At 67.7% G+C, this 16,272-nt stretch carries 20 protein-coding genes; 11 read left to right on the forward strand and 9 right to left on the reverse strand.

Annotated features, from left to right (window positions below; all coding sequences use genetic code 11):
• Positions 1-224 precede the first annotated feature (224 nt).
• The 4 genes from KRX55_RS05440 to KRX55_RS05455 all read left to right on the forward strand — a co-directional run bounded on the left by KRX55_RS05440 (position 225) and on the right by KRX55_RS05455 (position 5,329).
• Positions 225-2,006 carry a cell division protein PerM gene (locus KRX55_RS05440; RefSeq protein WP_218406776.1) on the forward strand — a complete coding sequence of 594 codons (1,782 nt, stop codon included), beginning with the start codon at positions 225-227 and terminating at the stop codon, positions 2,004-2,006.
• Between the two features lie 71 nt (positions 2,007-2,077).
• Positions 2,078-2,680 carry a phosphoribosylglycinamide formyltransferase gene (purN, locus tag KRX55_RS05445; RefSeq protein ID WP_218406926.1) on the forward strand — a complete coding sequence of 201 codons (603 nt, stop codon included), beginning with the start codon at positions 2,078-2,080 and terminating at the stop codon, positions 2,678-2,680.
• Positions 2,681-2,777: 97 nt separating this feature from the next.
• Positions 2,778-4,334, forward strand: a complete 1,557-nt coding sequence (purH, locus tag KRX55_RS05450; protein WP_218406777.1) for a bifunctional phosphoribosylaminoimidazolecarboxamide formyltransferase/IMP cyclohydrolase — start codon at positions 2,778-2,780, stop codon at positions 4,332-4,334.
• A 134-nt stretch (positions 4,335-4,468) separates the two neighbouring features.
• Positions 4,469-5,329, forward strand: coding sequence for an HpcH/HpaI aldolase/citrate lyase family protein (locus KRX55_RS05455; protein WP_218406778.1), 861 nt, complete (start codon positions 4,469-4,471; stop codon positions 5,327-5,329).
• A gap of 18 nt (positions 5,330-5,347) precedes the next feature.
• On the opposite strand, the gene KRX55_RS05460 is transcribed toward KRX55_RS05455, so the two are convergent.
• The 6 genes from KRX55_RS05460 to rpmB all read right to left on the reverse strand — a co-directional run bounded on the left by KRX55_RS05460 (position 5,348) and on the right by rpmB (position 8,329).
• Positions 5,348-6,010, reverse strand: coding sequence for a TetR/AcrR family transcriptional regulator (locus KRX55_RS05460; protein ID WP_218406779.1), 663 nt, complete (start codon positions 6,008-6,010; stop codon positions 5,348-5,350).
• Between the two features lie 92 nt (positions 6,011-6,102).
• Positions 6,103-7,077, reverse strand: a complete 975-nt coding sequence (locus KRX55_RS05465) for a putative nucleotidyltransferase substrate binding domain-containing protein (RefSeq protein WP_218406780.1) — start codon at positions 7,075-7,077, stop codon at positions 6,103-6,105.
• A gap of 278 nt (positions 7,078-7,355) precedes the next feature.
• Complete coding sequence (rpsR, locus tag KRX55_RS05470; RefSeq protein WP_198735420.1) at positions 7,356-7,604, reverse strand: 30S ribosomal protein S18; 249 nt, start codon at positions 7,602-7,604, stop codon at positions 7,356-7,358.
• A 12-nt stretch (positions 7,605-7,616) separates the two neighbouring features.
• A complete protein-coding gene (rpsN, locus tag KRX55_RS05475; protein ID WP_198737577.1) occupies positions 7,617-7,922 on the reverse strand; it encodes a 30S ribosomal protein S14 in 306 nt (101 codons plus the stop codon).
• 3 nt (positions 7,923-7,925) lie between these two features.
• Positions 7,926-8,090, reverse strand: a complete 165-nt coding sequence (gene rpmG, locus KRX55_RS05480; RefSeq protein WP_010187624.1) for a 50S ribosomal protein L33 — start codon at positions 8,088-8,090, stop codon at positions 7,926-7,928.
• Between the two features lie 2 nt (positions 8,091-8,092).
• On the reverse strand, positions 8,093-8,329 hold the full coding sequence (rpmB, locus tag KRX55_RS05485; RefSeq protein WP_198735422.1) for a 50S ribosomal protein L28: 237 nt from the start codon (positions 8,327-8,329) through the stop codon (positions 8,093-8,095).
• Positions 8,330-9,211: 882 nt separating this feature from the next.
• On the opposite strand from rpmB, the gene KRX55_RS05490 reads away from it, so the two are divergent.
• The 7 genes from KRX55_RS05490 (at position 9,212) to KRX55_RS05520 (ending at position 14,327) form a co-directional block, all read left to right on the forward strand.
• Positions 9,212-9,478, forward strand: coding sequence for a type B 50S ribosomal protein L31 (locus KRX55_RS05490; RefSeq protein ID WP_198735423.1), 267 nt, complete (start codon positions 9,212-9,214; stop codon positions 9,476-9,478).
• A gap of 14 nt (positions 9,479-9,492) precedes the next feature.
• Entirely contained in the window at positions 9,493-9,666 is a 174-nt protein-coding gene (rpmF, locus tag KRX55_RS05495; protein WP_200259629.1) for a 50S ribosomal protein L32, read from the forward strand.
• A 242-nt stretch (positions 9,667-9,908) separates the two neighbouring features.
• Positions 9,909-10,601: a response regulator transcription factor gene (locus KRX55_RS05500; RefSeq protein ID WP_218406781.1), complete on the forward strand. Its 693-nt coding sequence runs from the start codon at positions 9,909-9,911 to the stop codon at positions 10,599-10,601.
• Positions 10,598-12,055 (forward strand): HAMP domain-containing sensor histidine kinase, encoded by a 1,458-nt coding sequence (locus KRX55_RS05505; RefSeq protein ID WP_370625759.1) that lies wholly within the window; start codon positions 10,598-10,600, stop codon positions 12,053-12,055. Before KRX55_RS05500 ends, KRX55_RS05505 begins: the two co-directional genes overlap by 4 nt.
• A gap of 74 nt (positions 12,056-12,129) precedes the next feature.
• Positions 12,130-13,467 carry a S1C family serine protease gene (locus KRX55_RS05510; RefSeq protein WP_218406782.1) on the forward strand — a complete coding sequence of 446 codons (1,338 nt, stop codon included), beginning with the start codon at positions 12,130-12,132 and terminating at the stop codon, positions 13,465-13,467.
• A 79-nt stretch (positions 13,468-13,546) separates the two neighbouring features.
• The gene (locus tag KRX55_RS05515) at positions 13,547-14,122 is read left to right on the forward strand and encodes a MogA/MoaB family molybdenum cofactor biosynthesis protein (protein ID WP_218406783.1); all 576 of its coding nucleotides are present in this window, start codon (positions 13,547-13,549) and stop codon (positions 14,120-14,122) included.
• Between the two features lie 10 nt (positions 14,123-14,132).
• Entirely contained in the window at positions 14,133-14,327 is a 195-nt protein-coding gene (locus KRX55_RS05520; protein ID WP_218406784.1) for a hypothetical protein, read from the forward strand.
• Here the strand turns inward: KRX55_RS05520 and mscL are convergent.
• The 3 genes from mscL to KRX55_RS05535 form a co-directional block, all read right to left on the reverse strand.
• Positions 14,324-14,749: a large conductance mechanosensitive channel protein MscL gene (gene mscL / locus KRX55_RS05525; protein ID WP_218406785.1), complete on the reverse strand. Its 426-nt coding sequence runs from the start codon at positions 14,747-14,749 to the stop codon at positions 14,324-14,326. The genes KRX55_RS05520 and mscL overlap by 4 nt on opposite strands.
• A gap of 73 nt (positions 14,750-14,822) precedes the next feature.
• The gene (locus tag KRX55_RS05530; protein ID WP_218406786.1) at positions 14,823-15,485 is read right to left on the reverse strand and encodes an SAF domain-containing protein; all 663 of its coding nucleotides are present in this window, start codon (positions 15,483-15,485) and stop codon (positions 14,823-14,825) included.
• A 79-nt stretch (positions 15,486-15,564) separates the two neighbouring features.
• Positions 15,565-16,260, reverse strand: coding sequence for a 5-formyltetrahydrofolate cyclo-ligase (locus KRX55_RS05535; RefSeq protein ID WP_218406787.1), 696 nt, complete (start codon positions 16,258-16,260; stop codon positions 15,565-15,567).
• Positions 16,261-16,272 lie beyond the last annotated feature (12 nt).

The raw sequence follows: 16,272 nt of genomic DNA on the forward strand, positions 1-16,272 counted from the left end.
AATCTACTTGTCTGACAGCGCAGCGTTGTCACCGCGGTGCCTGACCCGGGTAACAGTACACCGCGCGCCCCGATGATGCAGGCGAACCGGGAGGCATCTGATCGGCAGGTCCGACATCCTCCGGTTCCCGGACCGTTCCGGTCTCCCCGGGTGTCCCCGGTGGGTGAGGGGCACATGGTCGTGTCAGCCCCCCGGGAGGCGGGGAAGATGGCACAGTTGGACCGGTGAGCAGAAAGACACGTCAGAACCCCCGCCCCAACCGTCCCTCGACGTCGCGTAGTCGACCGGGGGGCGGTCCACGGAAGACGGGTGGACCGGGCCGCTCCCGCACCACTCCGGGCGCCGAAGCGGTGGCGGGTACACGGCCCCCGGAGGTCAGTTCCCTCCGGCGGAGGCTGTTCAACTTCCTGCCGGTCGCCCTGATCCCCAACGCCGTTGTCGTCGCCGGCGTCGTTCTCTTCGCCCTGTGTGCGCTGATGCTCACCGATTCCGGCTTCGTCCCGCTCGCGGCGACGGTGGCGCAGCTCTGGCTCGCGGTGAACCTGGCCCCCGTGGCGTCCGACTCCGCGGTACTGTCCCAGCTTCCGATGCTCCCCGCCCTGGGGGTCGTGTGGCTGGTCTCCCACCGCGTGCGGGTGGCTGTCCGCGACCGGATCTCGATTCTGGACCTCGCCGTGCTCACCGGTTGCGTCCTCGTCGTCCCCGCACTCCTGGCGCTGACCGCCGCCGTGATGCTTCTCGACGCGCGCTCTGTCCTCCCGGTCGAGGTTCCGCCGCTCGCGACGGTGTTCGGCCGGGTTCTGCTCCTCCATCTCACCGCGCTCGCCATCGGGATGGGGCCGAAACTCTGGCGGGCGCTCGCGCGGAGGTTCTCGGTGCCGGCTTCGGTGATCGACCCGGTGGCGCCGGCCGTGCGCTTCGTGCTGTCGCTCGGGGCCGCGGGGCTCGTGCTGACACTGGTGTCTCTCGCGGTGCACTGGCGCGTCCTGGGGGAGCTGCTCTCATCCTTCGACGGCGGCCCGGCGGCAGCCGGTCTGCTCGGGCTCAGCCTGCTCTATCTTCCGGATGCCGCCGTCGCGGGTGCCTCCGTGCTGGTCGGATCCGAGTTCCACATCGGGGACGCCTCGGTGTCCCTCTACGATGCGACGGTCGTCCCACTACCGCCGCTCCCGATCCTGGCGGCTTTCCCCGGGTCCGTCGCCGGGTGGGCGCTCGCCCTCATCATCGTCCCGCTCGCGCTCGCGGGTACCGTTTCCCACGCTCACTGCCGTACCGCCCCGCGGGCCTGGTCGGAGATCATCGCAGCCGGAGTCTGGGCGGGTGCATTCACCCTCGTCGCAGGGTGGCTGACTGGCGGTACCGTCGGTGTCTACGGCTCCAGCGGGATGATGGTTCTCTTCACCGCGTCCCTCGTCGCCGTGGAGCTCGCGGCGGTGGGCGCCGTCGTGAACGCCGTCGTCGGCCTGCGGCAGCGCCGGGCCGGACACGCCCCCACGGACGGGGACGACGACGGGGCCGGGTCAGTGGACTCCGGTGACCCGGTTGCGGAGCCCGCCGGCCGGCCGGGATCACCGGACACCGATCCCGCTGACGATGACGGGGACACCGACGACGCCGCGGATCCCGCGGAATTGCTCGATGAGGAGGACCTCATCGCGGCCGGCGAGGAGGAATCCGGCGGGGATACGGACGCCGGAGGTTCCCCCTCCGCCGGCGAACGCTCCCCGGACACCGGAGGGGCCGGTACCGCGGGCTCCGCGGATCCCGATGAGAGAGGTGGGGCGGAGGACGGGACCCGGGAGGGGACGGGGACGACCGGTTCAGCAGACACCGGATCCGGGGTCGCGGAGACCGGCGGGGACTCCGGGGATCCTTCCGGAGCTACCGGGTCGGAGGGCGGTGAGTCGGCGGAGGGTTCGTCCGACGGTGAGGCCCCGGAGACGGCGGCGACCGGTGAGGCGCGGAACGGATCCGACCCGGACCAAGGGACCCGTCCGTCGCCGTGACCGGTCGGGGTCGCCACCACCGGGGGCCGAAAGGTGACGCGAACCCGCAGGACCACCCGCCGGGTACTAACATTGTCCCGGTGACCGAAGAAAGACAACTGACCAGAGTGGTGGTCCTCGCGTCCGGTACGGGGACCCTGCTGCAGGCGATTCTCGACGCCGGTGATCCGAACTACGTCGTCGTCGGCGTCGTCACCGACAAGCCCTGCACGGCAGGGGATCGTGCGGCCGCCGCCGGAATTCCGGTGGAGGTCGTACCACTCACCGGGGGGCGGCCCCGGACCGCGTGGGACGAGGAACTGCGGGACACCGTCGCCGTGATGCGACCTGATCTGGTGGTCTCCGCCGGATTCATGAAGATCCTCGGCCCCGGGTTCCTGGCGGGCTTCCCGGACCGGGTCATAAACACCCACCCCGCGCTCCTTCCCTCCTTCCCCGGGGCGCATGCGGTCCGGGACGCCCTGGCGCACGGGGTGAAGGTCAGCGGCTGCACCGTCCACCTCGTCGACGAAGGAGTCGACACGGGCCCGATTCTCGCGCAGTCCGCGGTCCCCGTCCTGCCGGACGATGACGTGGACGGTCTCCACGAGCGCATCAAGACCGTCGAACGTCGACTCATCGTCGAACTGCTCGACACCGTCGACCCCACGGACGTGCGCGGCACCGCACCGTAGCCGTACACCCCTGAGACCCGCCGGGAGTCACCCCCGGCACCTACGCTGGACCACAACGACACAACCCCCGAACGACCGAAAGGCCCACACAGCAGCCATGAGCGACGACCGCAAGGCAATCACCCGCGCACTCATCAGCGTCTACGACAAGACCGGTCTGGAGGAACTGGCGCGTTCCCTCGATTCCGCGGGCGTGGAGATCGTCTCCACCGGCTCCACCGCCGCCCGGATCGCGGAGGCCGGGGTGAAGGTCACCCGGGTCGAGGAACTCACCGGATTCCCGGAGTGTCTGGACGGACGTGTCAAGACCCTCCATCCCCGTGTGCATGCGGGCATCCTGGCCGACACCCGTCGGCCCGAGCACCTCAACCAGCTCAGTGAACTCGGTGTCGAGCCCTTCGAGCTCGTGGTGGTCAACCTCTACCCGTTCACCGAGACCGTGGCCTCCGGCGCGGACTTCGACGCGTGTGTCGAACAGATCGACATCGGAGGCCCGTCGATGGTGCGTGCCGCCGCCAAGAACCACCCCTCCGTCGCCGTCGTCGTCGACCCAGCGCGCTACGGGGAGGTCGCCCGTGCGGTCGCGGAGGGCGGTTTCACCCGCGATGAGCGCGCACGGCTCGCGGCCGAGGCGTTCCGCCACACCGCCGACTACGACGTTGCCGTCGCCGGCTGGCTCACCGGGCAGACCGGTGCGGACGAGGCGTTCCCCACGTGGATCGGCTCCACCCACGTGCGCTCCGCGACGCTGCGCTACGGGGAGAACCCCCATCAGTCCGCCGCCCTCTACGCGGACATCGACGGCGCCGGACTCGCCCAGGCCACGCAGCTGCACGGCAAGGAGATGAGCTACAACAACTACACCGATTCCGACGCCGCCTGGCGCGCCGCCTGGGATCACGAGCGGCCCTGCGTCGCGATCATCAAGCACGCCAACCCCTGCGGGATCGCCGTCTCCGACGGGTCCATCGCCGCGGCGCACCGGGCGGCGCACGCGTGTGACCCGGTATCCGCGTTCGGTGGCGTGATCGCCGCCAACCGGGAGATCAGCGTCGAGATGGCCGAGCAGGTCGCCGAGATCTTCACCGAGGTCATCATCGCGCCGTCCTACGCGGACGGTGCGGTCGAGGTGCTCTCCCGGAAGAAGAACATCCGCATCCTCGTCGCCGAGGCACCCGTCCGGGGCGGATTCGAGCAGCGCCAGATCTCCGGCGGTGTCCTCGTCCAGGAGCGTGACCTCGTCCACGCCGACGGAGACGACCCGGCGAACTGGACCCTCGCGGCCGGTCAGCCCGCGGACGACGCGGCCCTCGCCGATCTGGTCTTCGCCTGGCGCAGTGTGCGTGCGGTGAAGTCGAACGCGATCCTGCTCGCCGCGGACGGCGCGACCGTCGGAGTGGGCATGGGACAGGTGAACCGGGTCGATTCCGCGCGTCTCGCCGTCCAGCGGGCCGGGGCGGACCGCGCCCGTGGCGCGGTCGCCGCGTCCGACGCCTTCTTCCCCTTCGCCGACGGGTTCGAGGTACTTGCCGAGGCCGGGGTGACCGCCGTCGTGCAGCCCGGAGGATCGATCCGTGACGCCGAGGTCATCGAGGCCGCCGAGAAGGCGGGCGTGACGATGTACCTCACCGGAGCACGCCACTTCGCACACTGACCGACCGATCCCGGAATCCCGCGTACGGACGGAGCATCTCCGGCATAATGGCCTCTGAGACGCCGCACCGGCCCCCGGTGCGGCCCAGGTGTGGCCGACCCACGACCGCGCCACCGAGTGCGAGAGGACCGATGATGACCGGAACCAGCGGACAAGGCGGGGCACCGGACCCCGTGATCACAGGCCCCGCACTGCTCTTCGCCCCGGCCAACCGCCCTGAACGTTTCGGCCGCGCGGCGGCGTGCTCGGACATGGTCATCCTCGACCTCGAGGACGGGGCGGGCTCGGTCTCCCGTGAGGAGGGGCGACGCAACATCATCAATTCGGGCCTGGACCCACGGCGGACGATCGCCAGGGTCTGCGGTCCGCAGGATCCCGGGTTCGCCGACGATGTCAGGGCGATCCGGGAAACCGACTACCGCACCGTCATCGTCCCGAAGGTGACCGACCGGATCCCGGACGAGGTGCGCGGTTTCCGGATCATCGCGCTCATCGAGACGCCGCAGGCCGTCCTCAACCTCGGCGCACTCGCGGCGGACCCCGATGTCGTGGGGCTGTACTGGGGTGCCGAGGATCTCTGCGCCTATCTCGGCGGCACGCACTCCCGGGTGCAGCCTGACGAGGGCGCTCCCGAGGACCGGCCCGGCCGCTACCGGGACACCATGCTGATGGCCCGCTCCCTCATGCACATGCACGCGGCGGCCGCCGGTAAATTCACCGTCGACGCCGTGCACGCGGACTTCAACGACGACCGCGGACTCTACGAGGAGGCCGCCGATGCGGCCCGGTCCGGGTTCGCCGCCACCGCATGCATCCATCCCCGGCAGATCGAGGTCGTCCGCCGCGCCTACGCCCCCGAGCCCGCCCAGCTGGAGCGGGCCCGCAGGATCGTCGAGGAGGCGCGGAGACATCCCGGTGCGTTCAAGATGGACGGTGAGATGATCGACGCGCCGCTCATCGCCCAGGCCCACCGCCTGGTGGCTCGCGCGGGATAGGGTGCCCGGGGCCGGGTCTCAGCCGGTGACGAGGAGCTCGAGGGTCCGGGAGACCCGGTCCGCCGGGGCGAGACCGCCGAGGACCGTCAGCGCCGCGTCGGCGAGCATCACGGCGGTCGGGGGAAGGGTCTCCGCGGACAACGGGAACGGAACCACACCGTCATTGCTCCGCATCTCCGTCGCGGACTGCGCCAGATAGAACGGCAGCTCGATGCGCTGATCATCGCGACCTCTCAGCTCCGCCGCCATCGAGCGGAAGATCTCCTTCAACTCGCGGTGCTGACCGTGGAAGTCCGTGAACTCGGCCGACGACGCGATGGGCAGCTGGTAGAGCCGGCCGACGTTCCAGCGGGTGGAGAGCAGCAACCGTGCCTCGGCGGCGACGAGTGCCCAGAGTTTGAGCTCCGGGCCCGCATCCGAGGCCTCGAGCCGCTCGGCGAGAGCGAGCGACGGTTCCACCGTGGACTGCAGCAGCGTCAGGAAGATCTCCGTCTTCGAGGGGAAGTGGTAGTACAACGACGCCTGCCTGATCCCCACCGCATCGGCGATCTGGTGCGTCGAGGTCGTTGCGAAACCCTGGGTGGTGAACAGCTCCGCGGCCGCGTCGAGAATCTCCTCCCGGGCCGTGCTCCCCCGGCGGCGGGGGCTGTTCTTGCGTGGCCGTCCGACAGTGCCAGCCATCTAGCTCACCCGCCTTTCTTTTTCGAGGACCATGGATCTCCAGAGTCTAGCCGGTGAGCCCGGGGCGCACCGGCATCTCCCGGGTGAGGTCGTCATGCGTCCCTGCCGTGTTCCCGGGTGTCGACACCGTGGCGTTCCGCCGTGGACCGGGTGACGTCCGCGAGCATGCGGCACGCTGCGCCGAAGGTGGAGCGTTGAAGCTGGGGGAGCATGTCGAGGGTCGTCGGTTCATCCTGCACCCGCTCCAGCCACCGGGTGAGCGTCAACTCGAGTCCGGCCTCCCATGCCTCGAGGAGATAGTCCGCCTCGGAGGACAACAGGACCCCGGCCGCCCGTGCGGCGCCGATTCTCTCTGGCACACCGGTCTGGGTGCACCCGGCGGCGATTCCGGCCCAGCGGGCGATCTGGCCGAGAGGGGTGAGCAACTGCCCCTGGACGTCGATCGCGACGTCCTTGCGCGGAAGGCCTTCCCGGGACCGCACCGCCGGAGGCCTGTGCGCCACCGCCTCGGCGAGCAGGGGAGTGAAGTCCCGGCAGCGTTCGATGACCGCCCGGGTGAACCAGTCACCGGCGTCCGCGAGCCATCCGAGCGCGGCTCCGTCACCGGTTCCGGCCGCGGCGTCGATGCGGGCCGACCATGTGGCCCTGCCTGCGGGCCCCATCGACCCGGGCAGGTATCCGAGCAGGACTCCGGATTCCGCGACGAGTGCGGCGAGCTCGGTGGAGGGGTCACCGGTGGTGTCCTCCGCGTCGGACGGGAGAATCGTCAACCAGTGGAGCTTCGCCGTCGGTGTCCCGGACCCACGGCTGTACGGGCCCGTGACGACGATCTCCGAGCCCCGGGTCAGTGATTCCGCGCCCGGGCTGTGGAGGGTGTCAGCCACCAGGGTCGTGTACCAGCGGGTGACCTCCAGGACATCGGCACCGTGGTTGAGGGCGTTGCGCAGCAGATCGTGCGACTCCGTCAGTACCCCTCGCACGGTTGCCGCTGAAGTGCACAGGGGGGCCTGTTCAGCCAGGTCGGTGAGTGAATCATGCAGCACGGTGTCGTCCTCCGGGATGGTCATGTGTTCGAGGATCTTCCGACTCAATTTACCAGCACCGACCGGTGACACCCGTGATCGACGGCGGATCCGGGCCCGGGGACACGAAAACCGGCCCGCAAGCGCCACTACCCGGTGAAGGGGTGGTTGTTGCGGGCCGGTTGTTCACGACGGCTGTGCGCCGACGTTACTTTGGCCGTGTCACGAGTGGTCAGCGGCAAAAGTTCGCTGTCATCGCATAGACGCCCTTTTCAGGCGGCTGCGGAAGGAGACCCTTGCGGGTCCCCCGATGAATCCTCGATCTAGCGGCTGGTGAACGGCAGAAGAGCCATCTCACGTGCGTTCTTGACCGCGGTCGCGACCTGACGCTGCTGCTGCGGGGTCAGGCCGGTGACCCGGCGGGACCGGATCTTGTGACGGTCGGAGATGAACAGCCGCAGGGTGTCGATGTCCTTGTAATCGACGCGGTCGATCTTGGCGGCCTTGAGCGGGTTCTTCTTGGGGCGGCGGGACTGCTCCATCCGCGCCTTCTTCATGTTGGTGCGCTTCATTTCGCTACTCCCTTACCAGCTGGACTTACGGACGCCCGGGAGCTCACCGCGGTGAGCCATTTCACGGACGCGGACACGGGACAGGCCGAACTTGCGGAGGTAACCGCGGGGACGGCCGTCAGCGGCGTCACGGTTACGGACGCGAACCGGGGAGGCGTCACGGGGCTGGCGATTCAGCTCGTACTGCGCATCCATGCGCTCCTCGTCGGAGGAGTTCGGGTTCTTGATGATGGCCTTGAGCTCGTTGCGACGCTCCGCGAAGCGGGCGACGATTTCCTTGCGCTTTTCGTTCTTGGCGATCTTTGACTTCTTGGCCATGAATTATCGCTCCTCGCGGAATTCGACGTGCTTGCGGACGATCGGATCGAACTTCTTCAGCGTGATGCGATCGGGGTTGTTGCGCTTGTTCTTGCGCGTCACGTAGGTGTAGCCGGTGCCCGCGGTGGACTTCAGCTTGATGATCGGACGGATGTCATTACGTGCCATCTCTAGACCTTCTCTCCGCGAGCTCGGATACGGGCGACAACGACCTCGATGCCGTCGCGGTCGATGACCTTGATGCCCTTGGTGGACACGTTGAGCGTGATGGTCCGGCCCTCAGAGGGCAGGTAGTACTTGCGGCGCTGCACGTTGGGGTTCCAACGGCGGTTGGTGCGCCGGTGCGAGTGCGAGACGGACTTGCCGAAACCCGGCTTGCGTCCCGTGACCTGGCAAATAGCCGACATGGGTTTCTTTCTCCTAGCCGCCCGGCTACAACGCTGACCGCAGCCGCTCCGCCTCGCTGACCTGCTTGAACAGGTGGGAAGCGGGGCGCGGCCATGACAGATGTGCGGGCGATAACGAATATTTCGACAACAGCAAGGGACAACCATACCGCCAAGACGAACTTTTGCCTAATTCGCCGGTCGGCTGAGGCCGCAGGGCTTTCGGGGGGGGCTACCGGACTGTGGGTGGGGGCGGCCGTGGCGCAGGGCCCGCCGCCGGGTCATCCGGTGACTCCCGGTATCGGCTGTTCCGGTGTTCGGGGGCGTCGTCCCGGCCGTGCCGACGTCCGGGCCGTTCGTGGGGGTACGCGGAAAACCTGTGTTCCCGGTCGCGACTCCCGGGGTGTCGCCGCTCCCGGGGCCGGTCCGGCCCGGTGTATCCGCCGGTGTCCGCTGTGCCGCGCCACGGCGTCCTTGCAATCTCCACGAGGGGACGACTAGTATGGGCGGGTCGAATTGAATCCATGGTTCGGGTCGGTCCGGGTATCCGTCAGGATGTGCGGGCGGACCCTCTGCGGTGGCGGCTCGCCCTTCTTATTATTTAAGGAGTATCGGGCTCCGTCGTTCCGGGATTTCGGTATTCGGCGTTCTACGTTGTAGGATTCACCGATGCATACACGGCTGCGCCGCGGTATGCCCCCGGAACGGTCGCCGCAGATCTGGCCGGGGGTGTCACCAGCGTGGGCGGGTACGGCGCCGGTTCATCCGGATGACGTCGCTCGTCGAGGTGGCGTGGCAGGCCTGCGGGCACCGTTAGTACCAGTATCTGTCAGCGGCTGCACTCCGCGCTCCCAGAGCGCGGTACGCCGATCAGCACACGTACGTGATCTTAAAGGGATGAGAATGAAGAAGGATATCCACCCCGACTACCATCCGGTGGTCTTCCAGGATGCGGGCACAGGTCACAAGTTCCTGACCCGTTCCACCGCCAAGAGCCAGCGCACCGTTGAGTGGGAGGACGGAAACGAGTACCCGCTCATCGTCGTCGACGTCACCAGCGAGTCGCACCCGTTCTGGACCGGTGCGCAGCGCGTCATGGACACCGCCGGCCGTGTCGAGAAGTTCCAGCGTCGCTACGGGTCCCGTGCCCGTCGCGCCAAGAAGGCTTGAGGAGGGAATAGAAAATGGCAGTTCCGAAGCGTCGCATGTCCCGTGCCAACACGCACCACCGTCGTTCTCAGTGGAAGGCCGACAATGTCGCCCTCCAGGAGGTCAAGATCGACGGCCGCGAGCACCTGATCCCGCGCCGTCTGGTCAAGGCCGCGCAGCTGGGCCTCGTCGAGGTCGAGCAGTTCTGAGGTAACGCTCCTTCGACCACTGTCGAGAGGCGTTGCCTTGACCCGCCCCCGCACATCTGTTGCGGGGGCGGGTTTCTCATGTCCCCGGCCGGGGTGTGTCTCCGTGTCCCGAGGCGTCGCGGAACCGGATTGATCGAGGCTCATGCCATTAGGGCGCGGTGTTCTCCCACGTCAGAGCGCATCCCGCGGCGTGCGTGGAGGATGCTCAGCGAAAACACATGTGATGAGGGCACAATGGGTGCATGAAGATTCTGGTTGTAGATGATGAACAGGCGGTCCGTGAGTCGCTGCGGCGTTCGCTTTCCTTCAACGGGTACGACGTCCTGCTCGCTGAAGACGGTGAGGCTGCGCTCGAGCTGATCGCCAGGGAACAGCCCGATCTCGTGATTCTTGACGTGATGATGCCCAAGATCGACGGTCTCGAGGTCTGCCGCAGCCTGCGTTCCACGGGTGATGATCGCCCCATCCTCGTGCTGACGGCCCGGGACGGGGTCTCGGACCGGGTGGCCGGTCTGGACGCGGGGGCCGACGACTACCTGCCGAAACCTTTCGCACTCGAGGAGCTTCTCGCCCGGGTGCGGTCACTGCTCCGGCGTGCGGCCGCGGACGCTGTGAACAGCGTCGGTTCGCGGGAGCTCGAGTTCGAGGACCTCCGGCTGGATCCCGATACCCGGGACGTGACCCGGGGCGAACGTTCCATCAGCCTGACCAGGACGGAGTTCGCCCTCCTCGAGCTGCTGATGAGCAATCCCCGGAGGGTGCTGTCGAGGGCGTCGATCCTGGAAGAGGTGTGGGGCTACGATTTCCCGACCTCCGGTAACGCTCTCGAGGTCTACATCGGCTACCTGCGTCGTAAGACGGAGGCCGACGGTGAACCCAGGCTGATCCACACGGTCCGCGGCGTCGGTTACGTCCTCCGGGAGACCGCTCCGTGATTCTCCGTACGCCGACGCCGGACTCCGGCCCGGCTATGGGGGCCGACGGGCCGGATCCACTCGAACAGACGCACGCCGGTTGGTCCCGGCGTGCCCCGCTACGATGGCAGTTGTCACTGGTCACCGCGGTCATGGTCGCGGTGGCCGTCGGTGTGATGACCGTCGTCGCCTATTGGACGGTGTCCACCTCCCTGACCCGGCACGTGGACCAGGAGCTCGAGGACAAGGCGTCTTCGCTGCTGCAGAACAGCTTCGACCCCGCCTTCGTCTACAATCCCGCGGTCGAGGTCGCGGCGTTCAAGACCTACAACCCCGACATCCGGGTCGCCTACTACCCACCGGGGTCGGTGAAACCCATCGGGGACAGCGTCCCGATCCTCGATGAGGTCGACGTTCTCCAGGGCAGTCGTGAGGTCTCCGTTCGCAGCAGCGGGGACGAGCGCATCTTCGCCCGGCAGAACAAGATCGGTGCAACCGTCATCCTCGCCCAGGACATGCGCGGCACCCACCAGCTGATCTCATCGCTGGGGCTGGTGCTGCTCCTGATCGGCGGCATCGGGGTTCTCATCGCCATCGCGGCAGGTATGGTCGTCGCCACGACCGGACTCCGTCCGGTCAGCCGGCTCCGGCAGGCCGTCGACTACGTCGCCCGCACCGATGATCTCCGGCCCATCACGGTGGTGGGCAATGACGAGCTAGCCCAGCTCACCCGCAGCTTCAACGGGATGCTGGCGGCACTGTCGGCGTCGCGTCGTCGACAGGCGGAGCTGGTCGCGGACGCGGGACACGAGCTGAAGACGCCGCTCACCAGTCTGCGCACCAACGTCGAGCTGCTCATGATGGTCGACAGGCGGGGGGGTGCCTCGATCAGTCCGCAGGACCGGAGGGACCTCGAGCACGATGTCATCGCCCAGATCGAGGAACTGTCGACCCTCATCGGGGATCTCGTCGATCTCGCCCGCGAGGACGGACCACAGCAGATAGTCGAGTGCATCGATCTCGTCGAGTGCATGGAGACCTCCCTGGAGCGGGTACGCCGCCGTCGGCCGGACGTCACCTTCACGTTCAACTCGACACCGTGGTTCCTCTACGGAGATCCCTTCGCCCTGGGGCGGGCGACCCTCAACCTCATGGACAACGCCGCGAAATGGTCACCCGAGGGCGGCGAGGTGCGGATCGACATGGAGCAGATACGGGAAGGGGTGATCGAGGTCCGCTTCTCGGACTCCGGCCCGGGGATTCCCGTGGAGGACCGACAGAAGGTGTTCGAACGCTTCTACCGGTCCATCGCCGCGCGCAGCATGCCGGGATCGGGACTCGGTCTCGCGATCGTCGCGCAGGTCATCGCACGACACGCGGGAACCATCGCCGCCGAGGAATCCGACGACGGGGGAGCGATGATGCGGGTCACCCTCCCCGGCACGCCCACCGTCGACGACGGCGCCGACAGCTGATCTGACGCAGGTATCCAACCGATCTACAGTTGACTCACAGTCAACGTACAGAAGCAAGGACGATAATCGGACCCATGAACAACGACAGCTTCGACCGCAACCAGGTCACGGGTGGTTCAACAGGCAACCCGTACGGCATCACAGGATCGGGCTTCGCCGGCACCGGTGACGGCGCCGCACAGTGGCACCCGGGCCGGGGGGCCTCGGGCGAGACCGCAGCGCCGTATCCGCAGCAGACGGGGAGCGGGCAGACCCCACCGCCCCCGGGTGGTTTCCCCACCCGGGGCGTGCCCCCGACGCCCCCGGAGCCGCAGGCGCGGCGGCACCGGTCAGACAAGAGGCAGGGGCTCGGCGTCGTCCCGGTGACCGCGCTCATGCTCACCACCGCCATACTCACCGGAACCATCACCGGGGTGGTGGTGAGCCGGGACGGTCAGCAGGCTGTTCCATCCACGCCGCAGGTGAACGCCCTCAACGAACCCGCCGCCCACCGGACCAGCCTGCCGGCGGCCGGAAGCGTCGAGGACGTCGCGGCCAGTGTACTGCCCGCCGTGGTCTCCATCGAGGTCACCGGACCGACCAAAGCGGGGGAGGGGTCCGGATCGATCATCTCCGCGGACGGAATGATCCTGACCAACAACCACGTGGTCACGGGAGTCGGCGAACCGGCGGAGATCAGGGTCAACCTGAATGACGACCGTTCGTACCTCGCTGACATCGTCGCCACCGACGCCCAGACCGACATAGCGGTCATCAAGCTCCGCGACGCGAAGGACCTGCCCGTGATGACCTTCGGTGACTCGGACGACCTGACGGTGGGTGAACAGGTCGTCGCCATAGGATCGCCGCTCGGCCTGAGCGCGACGGTGACGACGGGCATCGTCTCGGCGCTCAACCGTCCCGTGCGCGCCGGTGGCGACCGCGGGGAGTCCTCCCTCATCGACGCGATCCAGACCGATGCCGCGATCAATCCGGGCAACTCGGGTGGGCCCCTGGTGAACATGGAGGGGCAGTTGATCGGGATGAACTCCGTCATCGCCTCCACCGCCAGCGGCGAGGCGGGGTCCATCGGGCTCGGTTTCGCCATCCCCGTCAACCAGGCCCGGCGTATCGCCCAGCAGCTCATCGACACCGGCGTGGTGACACACCCGCTACTCGGGGTGCTGCTCGCCCAGAAGTCGCGGTACCGGGGTGGTCTCATCGAGTCACTCACCCCCGGTGGTCCCGCGGAGAAAGCCGGTCTGCGCCCCGGTGAGCTGGTGCTCAAAGTCGATGACCGGGTGATCGACAGCAACGATGCACTCATCGCCGCGATTCGCTCGCATGAGTTCGGTGAAACTGTCACACTGAAGGTGGCTGATCCGGAGAACCGGACCAGTCGGGACGTCGAGGTCACGTTGACCGAGAGTTGATCGGCGGAGACCGCCAACGTCCGCCGAAATGAAACGATCAATCGACGCCGCTGGTGCGGAGAAAGTACACTCCTAGGACATGGACAACAACCTGGCCCCCGACAGCAGCGTCCTCGACGATTTCGGTGAGCCGGACCCGGAGTTCCTGAAGGCCGCCGAAGGCAACCGGCCTCTTCCGGCTCCCCGTCGGGCACTCGTGGTTCTCGTCACGGATCAGATCGCAGACGATCGCGACGACACCGATCGTCTGGTCACCGAGTTGCTCCAGGAGGATCAATTCACGGTCGACGCCGTGGTCAAGGTCACCTCGACCAAGAGCACGATCCGCAAGGCCATCGAAACCGCCGTCGTCGGCGGTGCGGATCTGGTCATCACGGTCGGCGGCACCGGGGTCGGTCCCCGGGACAAGACACCCGACGCCACGCGCGCCGTCCTCGATCAGATTCTCCCCGGAATCGCCCAGGCACTGCGTGCCTCCGGACTGGCGTGCGGTGCGATCGACGCCGGCACATCCAGAGGTATCGCCGGGGTGTCGGGGTCGACCGTCATCGTCAACCTCGCCCCCTCCAGGGCGGCGATCCGCGACGGAATGGCGACACTCGGACCGTTGGTCCACCACATCATCGATCAGCTCCAGGCATGGTCGATGGACTAGTGGAGTGAGCATGCCCACACCCTCACGCCGACGTCGCCGGGTGGTCAGACCGTCCACCGCTGAGCACATCGACCGTTCGGTCGACAGGGCGTCGGTGACCCGCCGCATCACGGGAGCCCCCGGGCAGGGCGGATCTGACGCTTCCGTGTCCGAGGGCTTCGATGAAACATACTGGCGGAGCCAACGTCCGCCGCACTGGGGCTAGCCCAGGCGCTCCGCCGTGGGGCCGTGGCCCTGCTCCTTCAGCAGGTCGCGGATCTCCGTGAGGAGCTCCACCTCCACAGGTGCCGGAGTCTCCTCGTCCTCTTTTCCGGCACGCGCGGCCTGGATCTCCTTGATCCGGTTCATGGGGGCGACGAGAACGAAGTAGATCACCGCCGCGATGATGAGGAAGTTGATCGCGGCGGTGATGATCGCCCCGAAGTCGATGAACGTCGCGTCGTTGCCCGGGCGCAGGTGGAAACCGAGGCCGGCGTAGTCGGTGCCGCCGAACACGGCGAGCAGCGGATTGATGAGGTTGTTCGAGAAGGCGGTGACGATCGCGGTGAATGCCGAACCGATAACGACCGCAACCGCGAGGTCGACGACATTGCCCCGCATGATGAAATTCTTGAAACCGTTAAGCATGAAGGTCTGTAGCTCCTAGTTAGGTGAAAAACACGGTCTTCGTCGCTGAGGCGACGTGAACACTCTAGATGGCTCAGGACCGTTTTCCCGCCCCAGTCGCCCGTGGACCGGTCAGAACGACCGTGACGGGGGACGTCAGCGACACGGCCGCGACCCTCCGCGCGTCCTCCTCCGGCAGGGCCAGCAGAACGGTGGCGGCGCTCTGACCTCCGTGATCGCCCGGAGGTGCCGTCAGTATCACACGTGCTCCGGTGGCGATGACGTGGAAACCCGCATCCACCCCCGGTCCAGCGGGGTCGGTGTGTGCGCCCGGGCCCTCGTCGCCGGCCGAGAGAACGGTGACCGTATCGCCGTGGACGAGGAAGGGGACGACCGCGGGTTCCGCGAGCCGGAGCGGGACCATGGTCGGTCCGCCGTGTCCGGAGCCGTGATCGGTTCCCCCGAACATCCGTGCCGTCGCACCGGGGTCGATCAGAAGCGTCGTCGTCAGGATCTGTCCCGGGTCAACCGAGGTCACGACGATCCGTCCGACGCCCGCATCGACGGACTCGAGGGTTCCCTCCGGGTGCAGACCGGGTGGGACCCGGACCAGTTCCAGATCCTCACGGCGCAGCTCCGCCCCCGCGGTGACCGGACTTGCCAGCGTGACGGCCCACGGATCGTCGCTCCGGGTCGATGAGATCGCGGTGACCGCAGCTAACACCACGAGCGCCAGAGCCGTTGACCGTCGGATCATCCGACTACGCCGCCAGCCCGGCGTCAGCGCCCGGATGACTGGGGAGGGCCACCCCTGGATCCGGTCGGCCCTAGCTGTCTCACACCTTGTTCTGCCGGGGAGTCTCATGCCCGTGGGACACTCCGGGACCGTCGGAGGTTCCCGGATCCGCGGTCGACGGCACGCAGTTGTGGAATGCGCCCGGTGTGAGGACCCCGTCCACAGGTTCGTCGTGCGCTTCCGCGGGCAGGCGATCAAGCAACTCTGAATCGTATGTCAATGCGATGATCCTGCACCGGTTCCGGCTCGCACCCGCCAGTGCGCGATCGAAGTAACCGGCGCCTCTGCCGAGCCGAACCCCGTCCACCGAGCATGCGAGCGCCGGACACAGCAGGAGCTCCACATCCCGGGGGAGCGTCTCCACTGCGGGGCCGGCAGGTTCGGTGATCCCGAATCTGCCCCGGTGCAGGTCTCCGATTGACTCACAGAAGGCCCAGCTGAGTCGACCGGCCGCTCCGCTCACCGGCAACCAGATGCCGGGAAGCACCGACAGCAGCGCCCCCACCAACTGTCCGCCACCCGGTTCACCCGACATCGGCGAGTACGCGGCGACCGCGGTCGGGTCGTCGGAGTGGATCAGCTGCAGGACGCCCTCGACCAGACGGGTATCCAGGATGCGGCGCCGCTCGGGGGGTGTGGTCGCCCGGGCATCCAGGATCGAGCGGCGGAGTCCCTCCTTCACCTCCCGGGGGGTGGCGAGTGTGCCGGAAGTCGTCTCCGGCGTCCGAATATCCATGTCAAATGATCC

Origin of the sequence: Corynebacterium sp. TAE3-ERU16, assembly GCF_019209935.1 — a bacterium.
Classification (GTDB): domain Bacteria; phylum Actinomycetota; class Actinomycetes; order Mycobacteriales; family Mycobacteriaceae; genus Corynebacterium; species Corynebacterium antarcticum.